This window comes from Sphingorhabdus sp. EL138, assembly GCF_945862485.1.
In the GTDB taxonomy this organism is placed as follows: domain Bacteria; phylum Pseudomonadota; class Alphaproteobacteria; order Sphingomonadales; family Sphingomonadaceae; genus Sphingorhabdus_B.
Window position 1 is genome coordinate 103,363 of the sequence record NZ_CAMAYF010000002.1, and the last position, 18,641, is coordinate 122,003.

An 18,641-nucleotide genomic window follows, 5' to 3' on the forward strand; every position below is an offset into this window, starting at 1 on the left:
CCGCTTGCAACCTTCCGCTTTGCCTCAAAAGCTTAAAGCGCAACATCCTCACGCAAGCATGCTTTGATATTTCTGCGAGAAGACGTCACGCCCGATAATCAACCGCATCACTTCGCTCGTTCCGGCATAGATACGATTGATACGGGCATCGGTAAACATACGGCTGATTGGATATTCGTCCATATAGCCAGCACCGCCATGCAATTGCACACCAAGGTCAAGCATCTTCCATTCGATCTCCGAGCACAGCATTTTGGCCTTTGCCCCCATTGTCGATGTTAACCGACCAGCATTATGCTCAGTGACACAGTGATCGACATAGACTTGCGCCATATCAATTTCAGAATCCATTTCGGCCATTTTAAACTGCGTGTTTTGCTGTTCAGACAGGGCCTTGCCGAAAAGATTACGCTGCATGACGAAATCCCGCGTAATGTCGAAGGCGCGGCGCGCGTTTGCAATATAACCAACCGCGCCAATCAGGCGTTCCTCGGCCAGTCCTTCCATCAAATAATAAAAGCCCTTGCCCGGCTCGCCCAAGACATTTGCCTTTGGCACTTGGACATTATTAAAAAACAGCTCCGCTGTATCCTGCGCTGGCAGGCCCATTTTCTTAAGCTTACGGCCGCGCTCAAAGCCCGGCATTCCCCGCTCTACGATTAAAAGCACCATGGCATGTTTGCTGTCCGCTCCAACTTGCTTTGCGGCGACAATCACAACATCGGCGTTGATGCCGTTGGAAATATAGGTCTTCGAACCATTCAGGATGAAATGGTCGCCCTTATCCTCAGCGGTACTAAGAATTCCGGCAAGATCCGACCCTGCCCCCGGCTCGGTCATAGCTACGGCCAAGATTGTTTCACCGCTGACGCATTTAGGCAGGAAGCGCTCGCGCTGCTCGGGCGTTCCAAATCGCTCGAAATAGGGACCAACTAGACGGCTGTGCAATGTGTTGAAAAATTCCAGACATCCAACCCGCGCGGTTTCTTCGATGATAATCTGTTCATAGCGGAAATCATTATCGCCCATGCCGCCATATTTTTCGTCGGGCCAGACCATAAGAAAGCCAAGGTCACCGGCTTTTTTGTAAGCCGCGCGGTCAACAATGCCTGCTTCGCGCCACTCTTCCATATACGGAGCGATTTCAGTCGCCAGAAATCTGCGATAGGCATCGCGGAACATGATTTGATCTTCTGTAAAAGTGCGCATGGTTTCCTGCCTTTTTGGTCGTGATTTTTGATTGCTTGCAAAAGCTTTTGCTGCAACCTGCTAAAAAGTCTGTAGCGTAAAAACATCATAATAGGATACAGGATTATTGCACGGTTTTGTTGAACACACCGGACGACTGGAGGTTATTCATGGCAGAGAATATCGTCGAAATCGAATATAACGGTGCCGTGGCCGTCGTCACACTCAATCGTCCCAATGCGATGAACGCTTTGTCTGTGGCGTTAAGGGCAAGCCTTTACCAAGCGATCAAAACGCTCGACGCCGACGAAGCGGTTCGCGTTGTGATTTTAACAGGTTCGGGTGATCGCGCTTTTACGGCCGGGCTTGACCTCAAAGAATTGGGATCAACTGAAGGGGCGCTGGGCGCAGCCAATGCACAAGGCGCTGATGAAAATCCGGTAAAAGCGATCGAGCTTTGCCGCAAGCCCGTCATCGGCGCAATCAACGGTGTGGCCATTACTGGTGGGTTCGAACTTGCCCTTGCCTGCGACATCCTCATTGCCTCAACAAATGCCCGCTTCGCCGATACACATGCCCGTGTTGGTATCATGCCCGGTTGGGGCCTTTCACAAAAACTTTCGCGCATTGTAGGTATGAGCAGAGCGAAAGAATTATCATTCACCGGCAATTTTCTCGATGCGGCGACTGCGGAACGTTGGGGGTTGGTCAACCATGTTGTTGCACCCGAAGAACTTATGCCCTTAGCCCGTAAAATGGCCGCTGACATTGCGTCTATCGATCCCGCATTTTTGATCGATTACAAGGCGCTGATCAATGATGGATATGCATCGAATCTGCGCGAAGGGCTTCAAACAGAACATGAGGTTTCTTCTGCTCGAAACGCGAAAGTTCGCCCCGACCAAGTCGAAGCGCGTAGGGCAGAAGTACAAGCGAGAGGTCGAAGCCAATAGTCGTCGTTGACACAATCGTTCTGCGATGCAAGTTTCAAGTATATAAAATTTCAATGAGAAATGGATAAATATGACTATCACAGGAGGCTGCTATTGTGGTGCACTTCGTTATGAAGCAACTGGCGATTTTTTAGCCAAAGGCATGTGCTTTTGCCGTGAATGCCGCCATATATCGGGCGGCGGCGCGAACGTTATTTTGGGTATGCCTGCTGCGGGCTTTGCGTATACTGCAGGGCAGCCAAGCGCATTCACGCGTGATGATTTTGAAGGCTCCGTCACACGTGAATTCTGCGGGACATGTGGTACGCACGTCCTCACGAAAAGCCCTAGGATGGCGGGTGCCGTGCTCATCAAAGTCGGCAGTCTCGATGATCAGGATGTTTACGACATGCCAAACATGGCTGTCTATTGCTGCGAGAAAAAGCCCTATCATATCGTACCAGATGGCGTTGCCAGCTTCGACAAATTTCCAACGCGCTCAAGTAGTGTGAAATGAGGCGCTTGCTGCTAGCGTCCCTCAAGGTCGCCTCTGAGATGAAGGTGTTTTAGGTCGTATACCGCTGTCGGTTTTGGTTAGAATAGCATGGCCCGTCGTGATCGAAGATGCGTGTAATCATTCGCGGCACACCTGCGCGATCGACGTTAAAAATTGGACCGTTGTTCATCGTTCAAGAAATTAAGAACCCGCCATCCAGCGTCAGAATTTGTCCAGTCATGAAACGGGCGGCGGGTGACGCCAGATATAATATTCCGGCTGCGACATCTTCGCAGCTGCCCATGCCCATCATCAGCCGTCCAGGCTGCATGGCCGGGCCACCTAGTCGGACAGCGCCTGCTTCGGGATCGCCTACTGGAACGGCACCGGGCAAAATAGTGTTGGCCCGGATGCCGTGGTCATTCTCATCAAGTGCCACGGCGCGGATCATGGCATTTAGGCCCGCTTTGCTGGCACCATAAGCCGCATTGCCCATTAAGACCGGATGGACTGAACCCATGGTTGAAACTGCAACAATCGCGCCACCGCCGCTGTCGCGCATATGGCGCACGGCCTGGCGAACGGCAACGAAGGCACCACGGACATTATAATCCTGCATCCCGTCCCATTGATCGAGTGTCGTGTCCGCCAACGGATAGGTTCCCGTCCGTGTCGCCGCATAGACCAAGATGTCGATTTTGCCATGTTCGGCAACGAACTGATCCACGGCATTGGCAATCGCTTCGGGATCTGCTCCCGGATCGGAAAGCGCAGAAGTTGCGCCCGCTTCGATAAAAAGGGACTGCGTGGCAATTCCAATGGGTGTCGCGCCGATAATCAACGCGCACTTGTCCTGAAGCCCAAAAAGACGATCTAGGGTCATTGCATCCTCATGATTAATTCGGCTGCGCGCTCCGCAATCATAATTGTGGGCGCATTGGTGTTAGCAGATACTGGTTCCGGCATGACGGAGGCGTCAACTACGCGCAGCCCAGCAACACCACGAACCCGCAGCTCGGGATCGAGCACCGCCAGCGGGTCGCCGTCGGGCCCCATGCGACAGGTGCCAACTGAATGATAGCCAATTCCAACAGATCTGCGGACATAATCCTCAAGCTCAGTGTCTTTTTCGGGAAAAGGCGCCGGCCTTAATGTACCAGTTATGATGCGCGCCAATGCAGGTGCGCGGCACAGCCGTTCAATAAGCCTCAATCCTTTTACCAGCTTTGCAACATCGCCACCGTCACCCAATAGTCGGTGGTCGATGATTGGCTTGTCCAACGGATTGGCGCTGCGCAAACGGATTTCCCCGCGGCTTTGCGGCCGGGCAACATGAAAACCAAAGCTGAACGACGCGCGTTGCTCAATAACGGCATTACCTTCGTCGTTGAAGGTTGCTGCCACGGGCAGCATTGACAGGATCAAATCAGGTTCGGGCAGATCTGGATCGCTTTTTAGTGCCGCCATAACCTGAACCGCAGGCGTTGTGAGCAGCCCCTTGCTGCGGAACAGATAATCAAACAAATGCCCGACCATGCGGAACGGTCCGAGCTGCGCGCTCAATGTCGGAATAGACACGAACTGCGCGACGCTAATCGTATTGTGCTCGCGTAAATTCTGTCCCACACCCGGTAGGTCAACCACGACGTCAATGCCATGCGCGCTTAGATGCGCGGCAGGCCCAATTCCCGATCGCATTAAAATTGTCGGGGAATGAACTGTTCCAGCCGAAAGGATAACTTCGCGGGCTGCGTTGATGCGGACATCTGCCCCGTTGTGGCGATAGACAACACCCGTCGCCCGATTATTCTCAATTACAATATTATCTACTTGCGCGCCGGTAATGATGGTGAGGTTGGCGCGCGTGCGGACAGGGTCCAGATAGGCATTTGCCGCAGAGCAACGCCGGCCGTCCTTTTGCGTCGCGTACACGCGATACACGCCGAATTGGCTGCCATCGCAGTAATCTGCATTCAATGGGACGCCGATCTGCTCAAAAGCATCGATAACATATTGGCCAATGGCTTGAGGCTGACGGACGGGAGAAACGCTCAGCGGGCCATAAGTGCCATGCGATTGTGATGGCGCATCATGTAATGTTTCAGACTTTAGAAAATAGGGAAAGACAGAGCCCCAGTTCCAGCCCGCGCAGCCCAGCTTTTCCCAATTGTCATAATCAGAACGCTCGCCACGCATATAAACTTGGCCATTGATCGATGAGCTGCCACCCAAAACCTTTCCGGCCGACCATTGCATCTCTCTTCCACCGATGGATGAATCGGTTTCGGTGGGCAGGCACCAATCATAATTTTTATGGCCCATCAGCTTTGCCGTGCCTGCAGGCATGTTGATCAGAAAGGCATCATTTTCGCCGCCAGCTTCCAATAGAACGACGCTTATGTCGGGGTCTTCACTCAGGCGCGCTGCCAGCACGCATCCTGCGCTGCCACCGCCGACGATCACATAATCTACTGAATTGACCATTTATCGCAACCTTTAAGGAAGATGCAGCATGACCTGTTTGATCTGCATGAATTCTTCTAATCCGGGGCGGCCGCCTTCGCGACCGAAACCTGATTGCTTATACCCCCCGAAAGGAAGGTTGGGTGCCATTGGCAACATGCCGTTGATCGCCACACACCCCGCTTGCAATTGGCCTGCGACGATGTGCGCCCGTGCCAAGTCCCGGGTGTGCAGATAGGCGCCAAGGCCAAAGCGCGAGTCATTGGCCATCGCCACCGCTTCCGCATCGTTGGCAAAGCGGATGATCGAGAGGACAGGGCCAAAAACCTCTTCGCGAGCAACATGGCTATCATGCGCTACTCCAGCAAAAACAGTAGGCTCTACATAGGCACCGGCGGCGAGATCGCCTTGCCCGCGCTTGCCACCGGCAACCAATTGCCCACCGGATTCTGACTTTGCACGCTCGATCACACCCATGATCCTTTGCGCGGCACCTTCGTGGATGACTGGTCCAATAATCGTGGAGGGGGATAGAGGATCACCCATGGGAAAGGCTTTGGCCTGTGCGGCAATCCGTTCAACGAGATCGTCGAAGATGGTCGTGTGGGCATATACCCTTGTGGGCAAAACACAGCCTTGGCCCGACAGTGGGATCAGCGAGCAGGTCGCGGCCATCTGGGCGGCCGTGTCCAGATCCGCATCGGCGAAGACCAGATTTGCGGATTTACCACCAAGCTCCAAGGCGACTGGCTTAAGATGTTCTGAGGCTGTGTGCATCACCGACCGTGCGACACTGTCGCCTCCTGTGAAGCTCACTTTTCCGATGGCAGGATGGGCAACAAGTGCTTCACCCGCTGCCGCGTCGCCGGGTACGACGTTAAGGGCGCCTTCAGGAATGCCGGCTTCCAATGCCAGTTCACCAAAACGGATTGCAACAAACGGTGTCTGGGTCGGTGGCTTGAGCACAACGGCATTGCCGGCGGCGAGCGCGAGGACCACTGTCATGCTGATGGCGACCAATGGGCCATTCCAAGGGATGATTACGCCGATGACGCCGATTGGTTCATGCTTTGCATAAGCCAGCCCACGTGCACCAATAGGTTCGCTGACCGTTCCTTCGATCTTATCAGCCCAACCCGCATAATAGCGGATCCATGACAGGGCCAGGGCTGCGCTGCTCGTCGACACGGGGGTTCCGACTTCAAGCGCGGCCATACGGACCAGTTCGTCACCATGACGTTCGACAAGGACAGCAAGACGGAGCAACGCATCCCGACGCCCCGCGCCGCCCATATCATACCATGCTCTTTGGCCCGAAATCGCGGCACTGGCGGCGGTATCGATTTCTGCTGGTCCACAAATATGCACCACGGCCTGCACCTTGCCAGTCGCCGGGTTCACATGATCTTTTGTACCTAAACTGGTGGTTGCCGGACGATTACTTCCAATGACGGGACGGTTGTTCGAAAGTCGTTCATCCATATTACATCAACCCTTGGTGAAGCCGCCATCAACGAGCAGCTCTACGCCCGTTATGTAGCTGGCGGCGTCGCTAGCCAGAAACAGGACCGCTCGCGCCATTTCAATCGGCTGGGCAATTCGGCCTAGCACTTGGCGTCCCGGAATAATCGCAGGGCCCTCGATTTTTGGGCCGCCTTGCGCTGCCATGGCACGCATCTTGTCCGGGCCTGGTGTCGCCATTCCGCCCGGGAGCACAGAATTGACGCGAATACCATCACGCGCGAACTCGACCGCCGACAGCCGGGTGATAGCGTCGATACCAGCCTTTGCAGAATCATAGTGCATATTTGGATAGATGGTCGGGTGCTGTGCACTCATGGACGAAATATTGACAATGGAACCGCCGCCACGGTTGCGCATCTGCGTCACCGCTGCGCGCAAGCACAGGAATGTCCCCCGCGTACACACGGCATGCATCAAATCCCATTCCTCAACGGGCATGTCCATGGTGTTGGCTTTGTTTCTGTAGGCGGCATTGTTCACGAGGACATCTACGCCGCCAAATTGGCGCGCAGCCGCATCAAAGCCGGCCAGAACAGCAGCCTCGTCCGATACATCCATGGCCAGCCCTAGAACGGGTCCTTGATCGGACAGTTCTTCTGCCGTCGCACGCGCAGTGTCTCCATTGACGTCCGTCACAACAACCGATGCGCCGACATCTAGGAACAGGGATGCAATCTCTCTGCCCAACCCCTGAGCGGCGCCTGTGATAAGCGCGACTTTGCCTTCCAGTGAAAAGGGCGCAAGCGCGCCAGCAACTATCGTCATTATCTTCTTCCCTTAGTTCCAGCGCAGATGCAATTCGTCAAATCCGGGAACGGATCCGCAATGCTCTTTATTCACTTTGTCCGGATCGAGCCTTATTTCAGGAAGACGGCCCACAAATTCTTCCAAAAAGACCTGGATTTCGGCACGCGCGAGACCAGCGCCGATACATTTGTGCGGCCCGTTGCCAAATGTGTTGTGGTCCATGGGGCCAATACCGCGATCGAGCTTTACCTCGAAAGGATCGGCGTAGAGCCGCTCATCCAGGCCCGACAGGCTGTTGGGAACCATGATCATCTCATCCTTTTTGAATAGGACACCCTCATACTCAAAATCACGGGTCAAAATTCGGCCGGTATTCGACAAGCCAAATCGACGGATAAACTCCTCGCAGGCGGCCGGAATTATGCTCTTATCATCACGCAGCCGTTGCTGAAATTCTGGGTTCTGCGTGAGATAATGCACAATATACCCCAAGATGGAGGCCACAGTATCCAATCCGCCAACAAAAAGCAGCATGGCCATAGACAGTGTTTCTTCATCGCTTTCAAAACGCGGGTTCTGCCGCCATCCCGCGACCCGCGTCAGCAGATCCTGACCATCGCCGCCCTCTCGCTCATCGATCACGGATTTCAGATATTCGCGCACGCGGAACATTGCCGCCTTTCGCTCATCGACCGAATAACTGGACATGATTGCGATGCCCCATTCGACAAATTCGTCGCGCCGATCAATGGGCAGGTCGACCATCCGTAAAAACATGGTGACAGGCATGATCCGGGCAAAGGCCGACATGAATTCACAATGTCCGGCGGGCCGCAGATTTTCGGTCAGCTCAATCGTCATTGCGCGGGCATCTTCACGCATCCGCGCCACGGCCGAAGGAACAAAGGCGGGATTAAGCACCGCACGGTAACGCGCGTGATTTGGCGGATCTACCGCCAGTGGCACGGGCTTAAACGCCATGAGCTGGCGGGGAATCATGAACTCTTCGTGGCTGAATATCTCATAATTGTTCTGAACGAAGCGCACGTCTTCGGCACGTGTGACGAGCCAGTGGCCACCATACCGCGGCGACCAGATGATATCAGGGCCATCATGGAGGCGCTTCATCGCACGATAAACGCCCAGTTCCGCCAAACCTGTGGGGTTCACATAATCAAAGTCTGCAACCAGCTCGTCTGGAACATGTGCCGGCTTAGGCGTCAGCGCAGGAATAGCTTCAGTCAATTCTCTCTCCCATTCCGGTTATCTCTGGCGATAGGGTGGAGTTATTTTAGATATATGTCTAATGCATTACGTATCATTATAGCATGAGGTGAAGGCATTGCTTACTATAAGACGAATGCAGCAGCTGTTGGCGCTCGCAGAGGAGCGAAACTTCACACGAGCGGCCAATGCGATCGGCATGACCCAACCAGCGCTTAGCCGAGCAATCGCGTTTCTTGAAGCAGAGGCAGGACTGATACTATTCGAGCGATTCCCGACTGGGGTATCTCCGACTGCCGCTGGCAAAGAATTGATCCACGAGGCCAGACGCATTCTGGGATCTGTCGCCCTAGTCGAACACAATGTTCGTCAGCGAGGCTGTGGAGACCTTGGTAATGTGAATTTCGCCTTGGGGCCACTCGCCGCTAGTTTTATGTTAAAGCGGATATTGACGGATACGCTAAAGGTCGCGCCTAGACTTGCGATCTCGGCCGTAGTCCGCGAAACATCCGCCATCGTGGAAGGTGTACTGCAAGGCGTTTTCGACTTTGCGATATGCAGCGCCAACACGTTGAAGAGCGAAGCTGGCATGGACGTCATCTCCCTTGCCAGCTTTCCAATGGGGATGTTTGTCAGGCCCGGGCATCCGCTAATGTCTCTCAATCGTGACATCGAATGGAATGAACTTATCCCTTACCCCAGGATAACGGGACGTTATCCTCAACATAGACGCCTCGACGCCAGCCTTCCTTTCGGGCCGCTGGATACGACCGTGGAGTGTAATGACTTTGAAGTTTTGCGCGCCATCACGGTGGAAACGGATGCCATATGGCTGACGGCGATGGCAATGTTGGACGGGGACGAAAGGGGTGACTCACTGGTCTCTATAAATCCTCGACCATTTCACGATCTTGCGATCGCAGAAATCGTTCTCGTCCGTCAATCCGAGCGCCTCCTCAGCCCGGCTGCGGAGCGGGTTATTCAACTTATCATGACAACAACCGCGAACTTCGAAAAATAAAAGTGACGGCGCGCCATGGATTTTACGCCGCCTCTAATATCCGGTCGGCGCAGTATAGAACCATAAATCTGAATAGTTGTGCAACCAGAGCTCGGCTGAGCTATCGGCCATTATGACAGCGCAATGGTTACCCTCTTAATCGGAGTTGGTTTGGCGGTTGTGTTGATATTGTCATTAGGCCGTGCGCCAGCAGAGCAAAGAATAGCAACATAGGCGGCCCTCATGCCGCGCACTTGCTCGTTCTAAAGTAATGACATCAGCAAGCTGCTAACGCCCATAGAAGTCGAATTATGAATTGTCCGGTGATCTAGAGTTTCCTGACGCGGTCGGCTTGCGAATGATCGGGAAAAATACATCTTCTGCCCAATAAGGCTCAGGCCCTGGTACACCATAGCGCCACGGACGGCCTTTCGGAATGTGCAGTGTTCCGAACATCCAGTCAAACACCGACAATGTCACTGCATAGTTGCGAAAGTTCCCACCGTCGCGGCCATAGCCGTGATGGCTATGGTGAATGCCGGGAGAAACGAGAATATGTTCCAGCGCCCTGAAAACTGGACCGATACCGGCATGGTGCCGTACAACGTCGTCCCAACGAAAATCAGCGTGTGTTATAAGGTTCCAGCTATAGATGGTTAAAATCGCCAGCGATGCGCCTTCCGCCATGCCCAGATAGGTTGCTATACCCAACACCCACGGTATGGGCACGACGAAGGCCCAGAAGACATTCTGCCGCACGGTTACAAAGACATTGATATACTTGCCTGAATGATGGGTGCGGTGAAGGTTCCAGAACCAGTCATGTCGACCACCCTTGGCTTCATGTGACCAGCGGTGAACCCAATAGAAGCTGAATTCGCACAGCACGAAAACCAGCGGAAAGGCGATATACAAAGGGGTGGACGCCAAACTCCCCTGATAGGATGGCAGCAGCCACCCGGTGACAGTTGCAATCAGAATGCCCGCCAAAGGACGCGACGCACTATTGCCGACTACACTTCCAACGGTGCTGAGAATGTTGGTCCGCGTAAACAATCCACGATAGCGACCCGCCACAAATTCAATGAAGATAATCAAGAGCGTAGCAAGATACACGTATTGCAAACCCATATCGAACTCCGCTGAACGGCTTCAGAAGCTTCACATAGAAACAAAAGTCGTAAGATATTGTGAGATGGCTGTACGCCCCCAAACAAAACCAAAACGGGGCAGCGATAACCGCCGCCCCGTTGAGTTTCCTATGGTCAAATAATCAGAAACGGAATGTTGCACTCACGCCATAAGTCTGCGGATCACCGGGTGTGTAGCTGGTGAATGCAAGTGGCGTATTCTCCGTCGAAAGCAGACGGGTGAAGTATTTTTCCTTCATGATATTGCGTGCATAGAAAGCCAATTCCAAGTTCGGATTATCGAGCTGGAGAGCAATACGCGCGTTGAGAAGCCCATAAGAGGGGATCATCGACGTGTTTTGCAAGCCGTTGCTGATTGCTGCAATTTCGGTCGCTGTTTTTCCGACCCGCGATGCTGCGGATGCTGCGATTGGCGAAGCGAAGACCTTTGAACGCCATGAGTAATCAGCATGCAGCTTCACTGTGCCGGCGCCGATATCCATTGCATAATCACCAAAGACACCAAGGGTGTTTTTCGGCGTGTAAGGGAATTCCGCTCCAGACCAATCGGCTCCATCTAGGTTGGTGAAGCTTTGATATTTCGCGTCCGTTACCCCGAGATTTGCACCCAAGGTCAAACCGTCAGTCGGCAAGACCGTCAACTCTGCTTCAAAACCGCGAATGCGCGCTTTCGCCGCATTTGCAACACCAGACACAAGCCGCGTGCCCACAGCACCGATCACGTTACGTTGCACGTCATCAATATTTGAATTGAATGCCGCCAAGTTCATTCGGACACGACGGTCGAGTAGGTCAATCTTCGCGCCAGCTTCATAGTCGGTTACGACTTCAGGAACAAAGCTAACTGGAGGCACACCACCTGTAACCGCGCGGGTGTTAAGGCCGCCCGAACGCTGCGATCTGCTTGTCTTTACATAGACGAACAAATCATCAGAAGCCTGCCAATCTGCACTAACTAGATACGACATATAATTGAACTTACGTTGCAATGTGGCACGGAGCGGATCGCTCGCATCGCCGTCCAAGAGACCATCAGCAACCGTGCCCAGCGAGGATGTCACAACATTGGTTAGAACGTTTCGGTCTTTGTTGCGAAGCACCATGTCGCGCTTGTCATCCGTATAACGCAAGCCGCCAGTAAGACGAACCGAATCCGTCACATTATAGATCAATTGGCCATATGCTGCTGCGCTGCGGTTCTTAACGGTGCCATCAACAGATGCCACCGAAGGGCTAAGTGGGAACAGGCTGCCGCTGTCGGAGCGGTCGGTTCCATTTTCAACAAAGTAAAATCCGCCTACAATGTACTGCAACTGCCCCGATTTACCAGAGAGTTGGAGCTCCTGAGAAAACTGATCTTGGTTGATACGGTTACCGGCCACTGGCGGCAAGCCGCCGCTGAACCAATATGGAGTACCGTCATTGTCAGTCGAAGACTCCAATTCAACACCGCGCCAAGCCGTCGTCGACTTCAAGACAGCAGCGTCAGAGAACGCATACTCCAGCACCGCGGAAGCACCATAGCTGTCCGACTTACCATAAGCTGGCGTGCCGCCAAAAGTCCGGTAAATGTCAGTGTTGCCATTTTGCCCGTAAACGTAGCTAGCAACCGGACCTGGACGGGTTAACAATGTTGGGCAAAGTGGGATGGCGCCGGCCTTCAGGCCGCCAAGAAATCCAGCGGTTGAAGCAGGAAGTCCGGCCGGAAGTGCTTGAGTACCGCAAGCAGCAGCGAGCAGCTCTGTCGGTGCAAATGCATTGGGAGCGGAATAGGACTTTAGTCCAACAAGCTCACCCGAATTGCGGAACTTCGAAAAATCGCCTGAGATAAGTGCTGAGAACTTGCTACCGTCTGGGTTGATACCCATTGTAAAGCGGGCATAGTCAGATTTCAGGTCGGCCAAAGGTGCGTTACGCGTAACCGTCCGACCGTAGCCATCATGCTCACGGCGCTGATACGCAGCGCGCACGGCGACGCCAGAACCCAGCGGAACGTTAACCACGCCTTGAGCCAATATGCTATTGAAGTTACCATAGTCGAACCGCATGGAACCTTCAAATTCGTCGCTCGGCTTGTTGGCAATGATGTTGATTGCACCACCCGTCGTGTTGCGTCCGAACAGCGTACCTTGCGGGCCACGGAGGACCTCGACCCGCTGAACATCGAGAAGATCGGTTGCACCACCTGTTGATCGCGCAGCATATACACCGTCAACATAGACACCCACCGCCTGATCGATTGCAATCAGACCGTCCGCCGAACCTTGTCCGCGGATAAAGACAGTAGAAGAGCCAGGTTGGGCAACAGCGCTTGAAAATGTCAAGTTAGGCGACGACGCCTGAATTTGCTGAATATTAACAATCGCCTGCTCCGCCAGTGCTTCTCCGGAAAGCGCACTCACGGCGACAGGCGTCGTCTGCAGGCTTTCGCTCGTCTTACGTGCGGTAACAATAATCTCAGCAATTCCGCCATCATTTTCGGCTGGTTCAGAAGACTGAGCATATACTGGGATAGATAGTGTTGCGGCCGCAATAAACGCAGCTCCGCCCAAAAACTGGTACTTTTTCATAGTCCTCTCCTTTATGTCGATGGTCCGGTGACATTTACATGTCTATTATCGAACATAGTTAGATGATTACGATGTTCAGAACACAAGTCCACCCAAGATTTTAACATTCAATGAGAAGTGCCGCAGAAAGTTGAAATTTTTATTTTTCTGTGGCTAAAACGCAACACCTCTAGTGCATAGGGCTTCGAATATTGCGCCGTAGAAAGCGCTGTCATACAAAAAGAATCAATCGAACCGGCAGAAATAGAGAGTAATGCTCCGCGCGCGACTCCAGCCGCCACTTAAAGTTTGCGACGCCCCCAATGAACGTTTAGGTGGCGCTTATTCGGCCTTAGGATGAACCCGCATAATCATCGATTGGCTGGCGGTGGCCATTAAGACCCCATCGGGCGAGTAAAGGCGCATCCGGCCATGCACGATGCCCTGCACGAGTGCTTCGATCTGAACGTCGCATAACATCCATTCGCACGGGACGATACGACCGTAACGGATGGTATTATCCAGACTGTTTCCGCCTGCATGAAGCCCCGTCGCACCCGCGATTCCCGACGCTACATAATCAGCAGCAATAGCAAGAATGCGCGCGTCAGCAATATGCCCTTCGCGCGAACGGAGCCAAAACACCAATCGTCCGTCGCTTCGTGCATTGATCGATTTATCGCCGTGGAAATGGCCTTTCGCGACACGGATTTCCAAACGTGCGTTCAACCCTGAGCCGTCTCCACGCCAATAATTGGCCTCTGGGCAATCATCCGGCTGATTAACATCGGGCATAGTCACCCATTGGTCTGATTCCGGGGCATCTCTCGCGCCCAATGCAGCATTAACGGTAATGATTTTCTGATCGTCAATATGCAGCAGGACATTGGCCTGTGTTGTCATTCGTCCAGCGACCGGGACGACCACGTCCAGATCAACAATCTTCCCCGGACGAGCGAAGGACAAATATTGCGCGGTTGCCCAAATAACAGGCCGCCCACATGTTTGCTCCATCGCTTGAATCGACGCGGCCATGCCGACCCCCCCAAACAAAAATTGCCTATCCGCAGGGCCAGTGCACAAATTGCGCTCAACCTGAAGATACCAACGATGCGGGTTATGTGTCGCGTTCAACTCAAACATGTTCAATTCCGGGTTGCATAGTGCATTTATAACGCAGCAGGATCATTCAGGAGCGCACCAAGTCGACGAACGAAGCGCGCTGCGTCGGCACCATTAATCACACGATGATCATAGCTAAGCGACAGTGGCATCATTAACCGCGGTTGGAACGTAGCGCCATCCCAAACGGGCATCATACGCGATTGCGTTACCCCAAGAATTGCAACTTCAGGCTGATTGACGATCGGCGTAAATCCGGTTCCACCAATCCCCCCCAAAGACGAGATCGTCATACAGCCACCTGTCATCGCGCTCATGGGCAGTCCCTTGTCGCGCGCCAGTGCACTCAATTCAGCCAGTTCCGTACTTAATGTTGGCAAATCTTTGGTATCAACATCGCGCAACACGGGCACCAAAAGACCCAGCGGGCCGTCGACGGCTATGCCGATGTTAAAATATTTTTTGAGCACCAGCGTCTTGCCGTCATCCGCCAAGGAGGAGTTAAACGTTGGGAATTCGCCCAGCGCTATCGCCAAAGCCTTGGCGAGGAATATCAATGGCGAGAGTTTGACATCTTTCGCAAGTGACTTTCGAAATGCCTCTAACGCCGTGACATCTACATCATCATTATGGGTAACGTGGGGTATCTCGGTCCAGCTCTTCGTCAAACGGCGCGCCACAACTTTTTGGAAGTTGGTCAAAGCGACACTTTCAATCGAACCAAATGGAGCAAATTGGTCCTCAAACTTTGGTTCAGTCATTGTCTTCCTTTCAACTTTCGTCATAGCTTTACCTTTTGCGCAGGCGCACTTGCAACGCTTGCGCACATACATCATAATCATATATACTTTAAATTCAAACGAAGATGGCGAGGATCTGGGAGAGTGATGACAGATAATGAATATGCCGCGCTTGGCCTGCAGGCGCCGGCATCACGAATCGACCCTCCCGGGGCGCCCCGCGACGTCGCATCGTTGATCGATCGAGCTGCAGCGAATTGTTCGGATAATGAAGCGCTCGATGACGGACACCAAAGCCTCACCTTCAAACAATTGGCCGACGCCGTATCTGCAGCAGCGTTGCTTCTGCACTCGGCAGGTATCCGGGGCGGCGATCGCATTGCTGCATCATTGGGTAATGAGGCTAATCTCATCATCGCTTTTTTTGCAGCGATGCGCCTTGGTGCCGTTTGGGTTGGAATAAACAAAATCCTTCCAGCGGACGACAAGCGTTTTATACTCGACCATAGCGGAACAAAACTGCTGCTGACGGACACCTCGTTGCGGGATCAGATCGAAAGCTTACGAAAAGATATCTCGGCACTGGATGTTGTTTGGTATCTTGATGCCAGCAACGATGACGGCGGCTGGGCACATGCGTTGGCGACCTTGCCTGCGGTCGATGCACCCAAACCCGAGATTGACCCGTTTGCGCCTGCGGCAATTATGTATACCAGCGGCACTACTGGTGTACCCAAAGGCGTCGTTCACAGCCAGCATAATATGGTGGTCGTTCCCGCCGGCGAATTCGCGCACGGGATTTTGCAACCAGATGCGCGCAGGGGCTCTTGCTTACCGCTGACGATCACAAACGTAATGATAATCGGTCCAATTTCGGCGTATTTGTCGTGCAAACCATTTTTGTTTGCGCCTTCGCCGAAAATCGATCTTTTGGTGGATTGGTTTCATGAAAAGCGCGTAGAATCCATCGCGCTTGTTCCGACCATAGTTTATGATCTGCTTCAGTCAGACCGCGATTTGCCTGAAAACCTGTGGTTGGGTTGCGGCGGTGCGCCGCTGCCACACGTTATGCGTGAAGCATTTTTTAATCGGCACGGGTTTCATATAATGACGAGCTATGGCCTTACCGAAGCGCCAACGGTTGTTGCACATCCCATGGATGAGGTCGCCCCCGAGGGTGCAAGTGGACGGGCGCTTCCGCATCTTGAAATTACCATCCGCGATGACGAAGGTCGTATTTTGCCGAATGGTGAGGTTGGCGAAGTCTGTTTTGGACCAGTATCGACTGGCCCTTGGGCACATGTTTACACCCCCCCGCTCGGTTATTGGCGCGACGGTGAAAAGACGGCCGCGCTGTTACGCGGAGGCGTAGTGCATTCGGGCGACCATGGCAGCCTAGACGACAATGGCTGGCTGAGTATCGCAGACCGCAGTTCCGAACTAATCCTACGCGGTGGATCAAACGTATACCCTGCTGAAATAGAACGTATCTTACATTCGCACGATGGTGTTGCTGATTGTGCGATCGTCGGCAAACCCGATATGCGCATGGGCATGCTAACCGTGGCGTGCATTCAGCGGGCCGACTTGAACCATGATGTCACCATGCTTCAAGACGAATTGCGTGCGCTGTGCGCCGAAAAACTGGTCCGCTATAAAATGCCGGACGAGTGGCGTTTTATGGATGAGCTGCCGCGAAACGCCATGGGTAAGGTCATCAAGCCACGATTACGTGAAATCGTGGTTGGAACAGATTGATCCAAAAAATTCATTCGTAAATCAAATTACTGCTACAGGAGTTTTAAATGCCTCAGCCACATATCTTTCACGGACGCATGACAGGTTGGCGCGCTATCGTAACCGGTGCAGGCACGCTTGGCGACGGCGTTGGTACAGGTAAAGCCATTGCGACTTTGTTCGCCGCTGAAGGCGCTAAGGTTGCACTATTCGATCTGGATGAAGCGCGGGCGCGAACCACGTTGGAATTGATTAACAGCATGAAGGGTGATGCCTGCATCTTTACCGGCAACGTTGCAGATGCACAGGATGCCAAGCGAATGACTGGAGAGGCGCTGGAATGGCTTGGTGGGCTTGATACGCTTGTCAACAATATAGGAATTGGTGCTGGGGCTGGTCAGTTGCATGTTGTTGCGCCTGACGACATTGATAGGGTTTTGTCCGTAAACCTCGGTACAGTCATCAACATGTGCCGCGAAGCGATGCCAGCTTTGCTTGCTGGTAATGGTAAGTCGATCGTTAATATCTCATCGGTTGCGGGCATATTGGCGCATGGCAATTCAGCATATGGTCCAAGCAAAGCTGCAGTGATTCAACTGACCGCCGAACTGGCTGTGATGTATGGTCGTGACGGAATTCGCGCCAATTGTGTCGCTCCGGGCCATATCATGACCCCTATGGTTGAAGCATATGTTAAAGGAGAAGGACGCAGAGTTCGTAGCGCCATAGCGCCAATCGGGATTGAAGGTGATGCGTGGGACATTGCCCAAGCAGCCTTATTCTTGGCTGGTTCGGAGAGCCGTTTTATAACAGGCATTACATTGCCGGTTGATGGCGGCGTCACGGTTGTGGGACCGATGGCTGCTTATGAGCGTGTTGTTCAGGAAGCCCCAGCGCAAGCTTGAACTCGATAATTCTTATGATTTTTGAAACTACTTACCCAAAGCCCGAACCAACAGACATTGCTGATTGCCTAAAATTCGTTGTTCCGGAACATCTCTGTGTGGGCGGCGCTGCCGAACCGTTTTTATACGGTGGAAGCGGGTTTGCTGCGTGCGTGGCGGCTATGGAATATTTCACCGGCCTGCCCGCGATATTCGCGTCGGCGCAATTCACGGGCAAAGGCCGCAATGGGGATATCATCAGCATTTTGCCAGAATATATTTCGGGCGGAAATAGCATCAAACAATGCTGGCTACGCGCGCAGATTGGAGATGCACCTTTTGCGACCCTGTTGGGTGCCACCGGTGCACGCGACGACGATACAGTGCATCAAGGTGTTAAAGCGCCAAATGTTCTTCAACCGCACGAATGCGAAGAGCGATCCGTTGCCCGGCAAATTTCAAGTAATCTGAATGCGCTTTTCGAATTTCGGCTTGCTAGCGGTCAACTTCCTGATCAGCGGGACTGGACGGGCGCCATTGGGCAAGACACTGCTTTTTGGATACGCAAGCGGTCTGGCATCCCTGTATCGCGTATGGAGTTGCCAGTCATTGCAGACCTCGCGGCGATGGCCTTGCCGAGCGCGATGGGAAAGCCGGCAAGCGGCAACAGCCTCGACAACAATATTAGGTTCGTGAGAGAAGCAGACAGCGAGTGGATATTGTCCTGCACCCAAGTGGCGTCGGTGCAAAATGGGTTGACCCACATCGGGACCAACATATTTTCACAAGACGGATCCATTTTGGCCGTTGCCAGTCAATCTATGATTCTACGAGTACGCCCGCCAACTTGAATTGCTGAGTGGTCCATTTCCTCCAAAGTGCTT

Annotated in this window: 16 protein-coding genes; 6 read left to right on the forward strand and 10 right to left on the reverse strand. The window is 53.3% G+C overall.

What is annotated here, in order from left to right:
* Positions 1–48: 48 nt before the first annotated feature.
* Positions 49–1,209 (reverse strand): acyl-CoA dehydrogenase family protein, encoded by a 1,161-nt coding sequence (locus tag Q0O33_RS01665; RefSeq protein WP_295495194.1) that lies wholly within the window; start codon positions 1,207–1,209, stop codon positions 49–51.
* Between the two features lie 149 nt (positions 1,210–1,358).
* Between Q0O33_RS01665 and Q0O33_RS01670 the strand changes: the two genes are divergently transcribed.
* Complete coding sequence (locus Q0O33_RS01670; protein WP_295495196.1) at positions 1,359–2,141, forward strand: enoyl-CoA hydratase; 783 nt, start codon at positions 1,359–1,361, stop codon at positions 2,139–2,141.
* A gap of 70 nt (positions 2,142–2,211) precedes the next feature.
* Positions 2,212–2,637 carry a GFA family protein gene (locus tag Q0O33_RS01675; RefSeq protein ID WP_295495197.1) on the forward strand — a complete coding sequence of 142 codons (426 nt, stop codon included), beginning with the start codon at positions 2,212–2,214 and terminating at the stop codon, positions 2,635–2,637.
* A gap of 172 nt (positions 2,638–2,809) precedes the next feature.
* On the opposite strand, the gene Q0O33_RS01680 is transcribed toward Q0O33_RS01675, so the two are convergent.
* The 5 genes from Q0O33_RS01680 to Q0O33_RS01700 are packed head-to-tail and all read right to left on the reverse strand — an operon-like array spanning position 2,810 to position 8,595.
* The gene (locus Q0O33_RS01680; RefSeq protein ID WP_295495198.1) at positions 2,810–3,499 is read right to left on the reverse strand and encodes an SDR family oxidoreductase; all 690 of its coding nucleotides are present in this window, start codon (positions 3,497–3,499) and stop codon (positions 2,810–2,812) included.
* Positions 3,496–5,100 (reverse strand): GMC family oxidoreductase N-terminal domain-containing protein, encoded by a 1,605-nt coding sequence (locus Q0O33_RS01685; RefSeq protein WP_295495200.1) that lies wholly within the window; start codon positions 5,098–5,100, stop codon positions 3,496–3,498. The genes Q0O33_RS01680 and Q0O33_RS01685 overlap by 4 nt, the downstream gene beginning before the upstream one ends.
* Positions 5,101–5,112: 12 nt before the next feature.
* On the reverse strand, positions 5,113–6,561 hold the full coding sequence (locus Q0O33_RS01690) for an aldehyde dehydrogenase family protein (protein ID WP_295495201.1): 1,449 nt from the start codon (positions 6,559–6,561) through the stop codon (positions 5,113–5,115).
* Between the two features lie 6 nt (positions 6,562–6,567).
* A complete protein-coding gene (locus Q0O33_RS01695) occupies positions 6,568–7,368 on the reverse strand; it encodes an SDR family NAD(P)-dependent oxidoreductase (protein ID WP_295495203.1) in 801 nt (266 codons plus the stop codon).
* 12 nt (positions 7,369–7,380) lie between these two features.
* A complete protein-coding gene (locus tag Q0O33_RS01700) occupies positions 7,381–8,595 on the reverse strand; it encodes a cytochrome P450 (protein WP_295495205.1) in 1,215 nt (404 codons plus the stop codon).
* A 115-nt stretch (positions 8,596–8,710) separates the two neighbouring features.
* Between Q0O33_RS01700 and Q0O33_RS01705 the strand changes: the two genes are divergently transcribed.
* A complete protein-coding gene (locus Q0O33_RS01705) occupies positions 8,711–9,595 on the forward strand; it encodes a LysR family transcriptional regulator (RefSeq protein ID WP_295495207.1) in 885 nt (294 codons plus the stop codon).
* A 288-nt stretch (positions 9,596–9,883) separates the two neighbouring features.
* On the opposite strand, the gene Q0O33_RS01710 is transcribed toward Q0O33_RS01705, so the two are convergent.
* The 4 genes from Q0O33_RS01710 to Q0O33_RS01725 form a co-directional block, all read right to left on the reverse strand.
* Entirely contained in the window at positions 9,884–10,705 is an 822-nt protein-coding gene (locus Q0O33_RS01710) for a sterol desaturase family protein (RefSeq protein WP_295495209.1), read from the reverse strand.
* Positions 10,706–10,847: 142 nt separating this feature from the next.
* On the reverse strand, positions 10,848–13,295 hold the full coding sequence (locus tag Q0O33_RS01715) for a TonB-dependent receptor (protein ID WP_295495211.1): 2,448 nt from the start codon (positions 13,293–13,295) through the stop codon (positions 10,848–10,850).
* A 321-nt stretch (positions 13,296–13,616) separates the two neighbouring features.
* Complete coding sequence (locus Q0O33_RS01720) at positions 13,617–14,417, reverse strand: acyl-CoA thioesterase domain-containing protein (protein ID WP_295495213.1); 801 nt, start codon at positions 14,415–14,417, stop codon at positions 13,617–13,619.
* A 26-nt stretch (positions 14,418–14,443) separates the two neighbouring features.
* Positions 14,444–15,157, reverse strand: coding sequence for a 2-oxo acid dehydrogenase subunit E2 (locus Q0O33_RS01725; protein ID WP_295495216.1), 714 nt, complete (start codon positions 15,155–15,157; stop codon positions 14,444–14,446).
* Positions 15,158–15,283: 126 nt separating this feature from the next.
* Here Q0O33_RS01725 and Q0O33_RS01730 point away from each other — a divergent pair, with 126 nt between their 5' ends.
* Genes Q0O33_RS01730 through Q0O33_RS01740 form a run of 3 tightly spaced genes read left to right on the forward strand, consistent with a single transcriptional unit; the run spans position 15,284 to position 18,608 of the window.
* Complete coding sequence (locus tag Q0O33_RS01730) at positions 15,284–16,894, forward strand: class I adenylate-forming enzyme family protein (protein WP_295495217.1); 1,611 nt, start codon at positions 15,284–15,286, stop codon at positions 16,892–16,894.
* 47 nt (positions 16,895–16,941) lie between these two features.
* Complete coding sequence (locus Q0O33_RS01735; RefSeq protein ID WP_295495219.1) at positions 16,942–17,778, forward strand: SDR family oxidoreductase; 837 nt, start codon at positions 16,942–16,944, stop codon at positions 17,776–17,778.
* A gap of 14 nt (positions 17,779–17,792) precedes the next feature.
* On the forward strand, positions 17,793–18,608 hold the full coding sequence (locus Q0O33_RS01740) for an acyl-CoA thioesterase domain-containing protein (RefSeq protein WP_295495220.1): 816 nt from the start codon (positions 17,793–17,795) through the stop codon (positions 18,606–18,608).
* Positions 18,609–18,641: the final 33 nt, after the last annotated feature.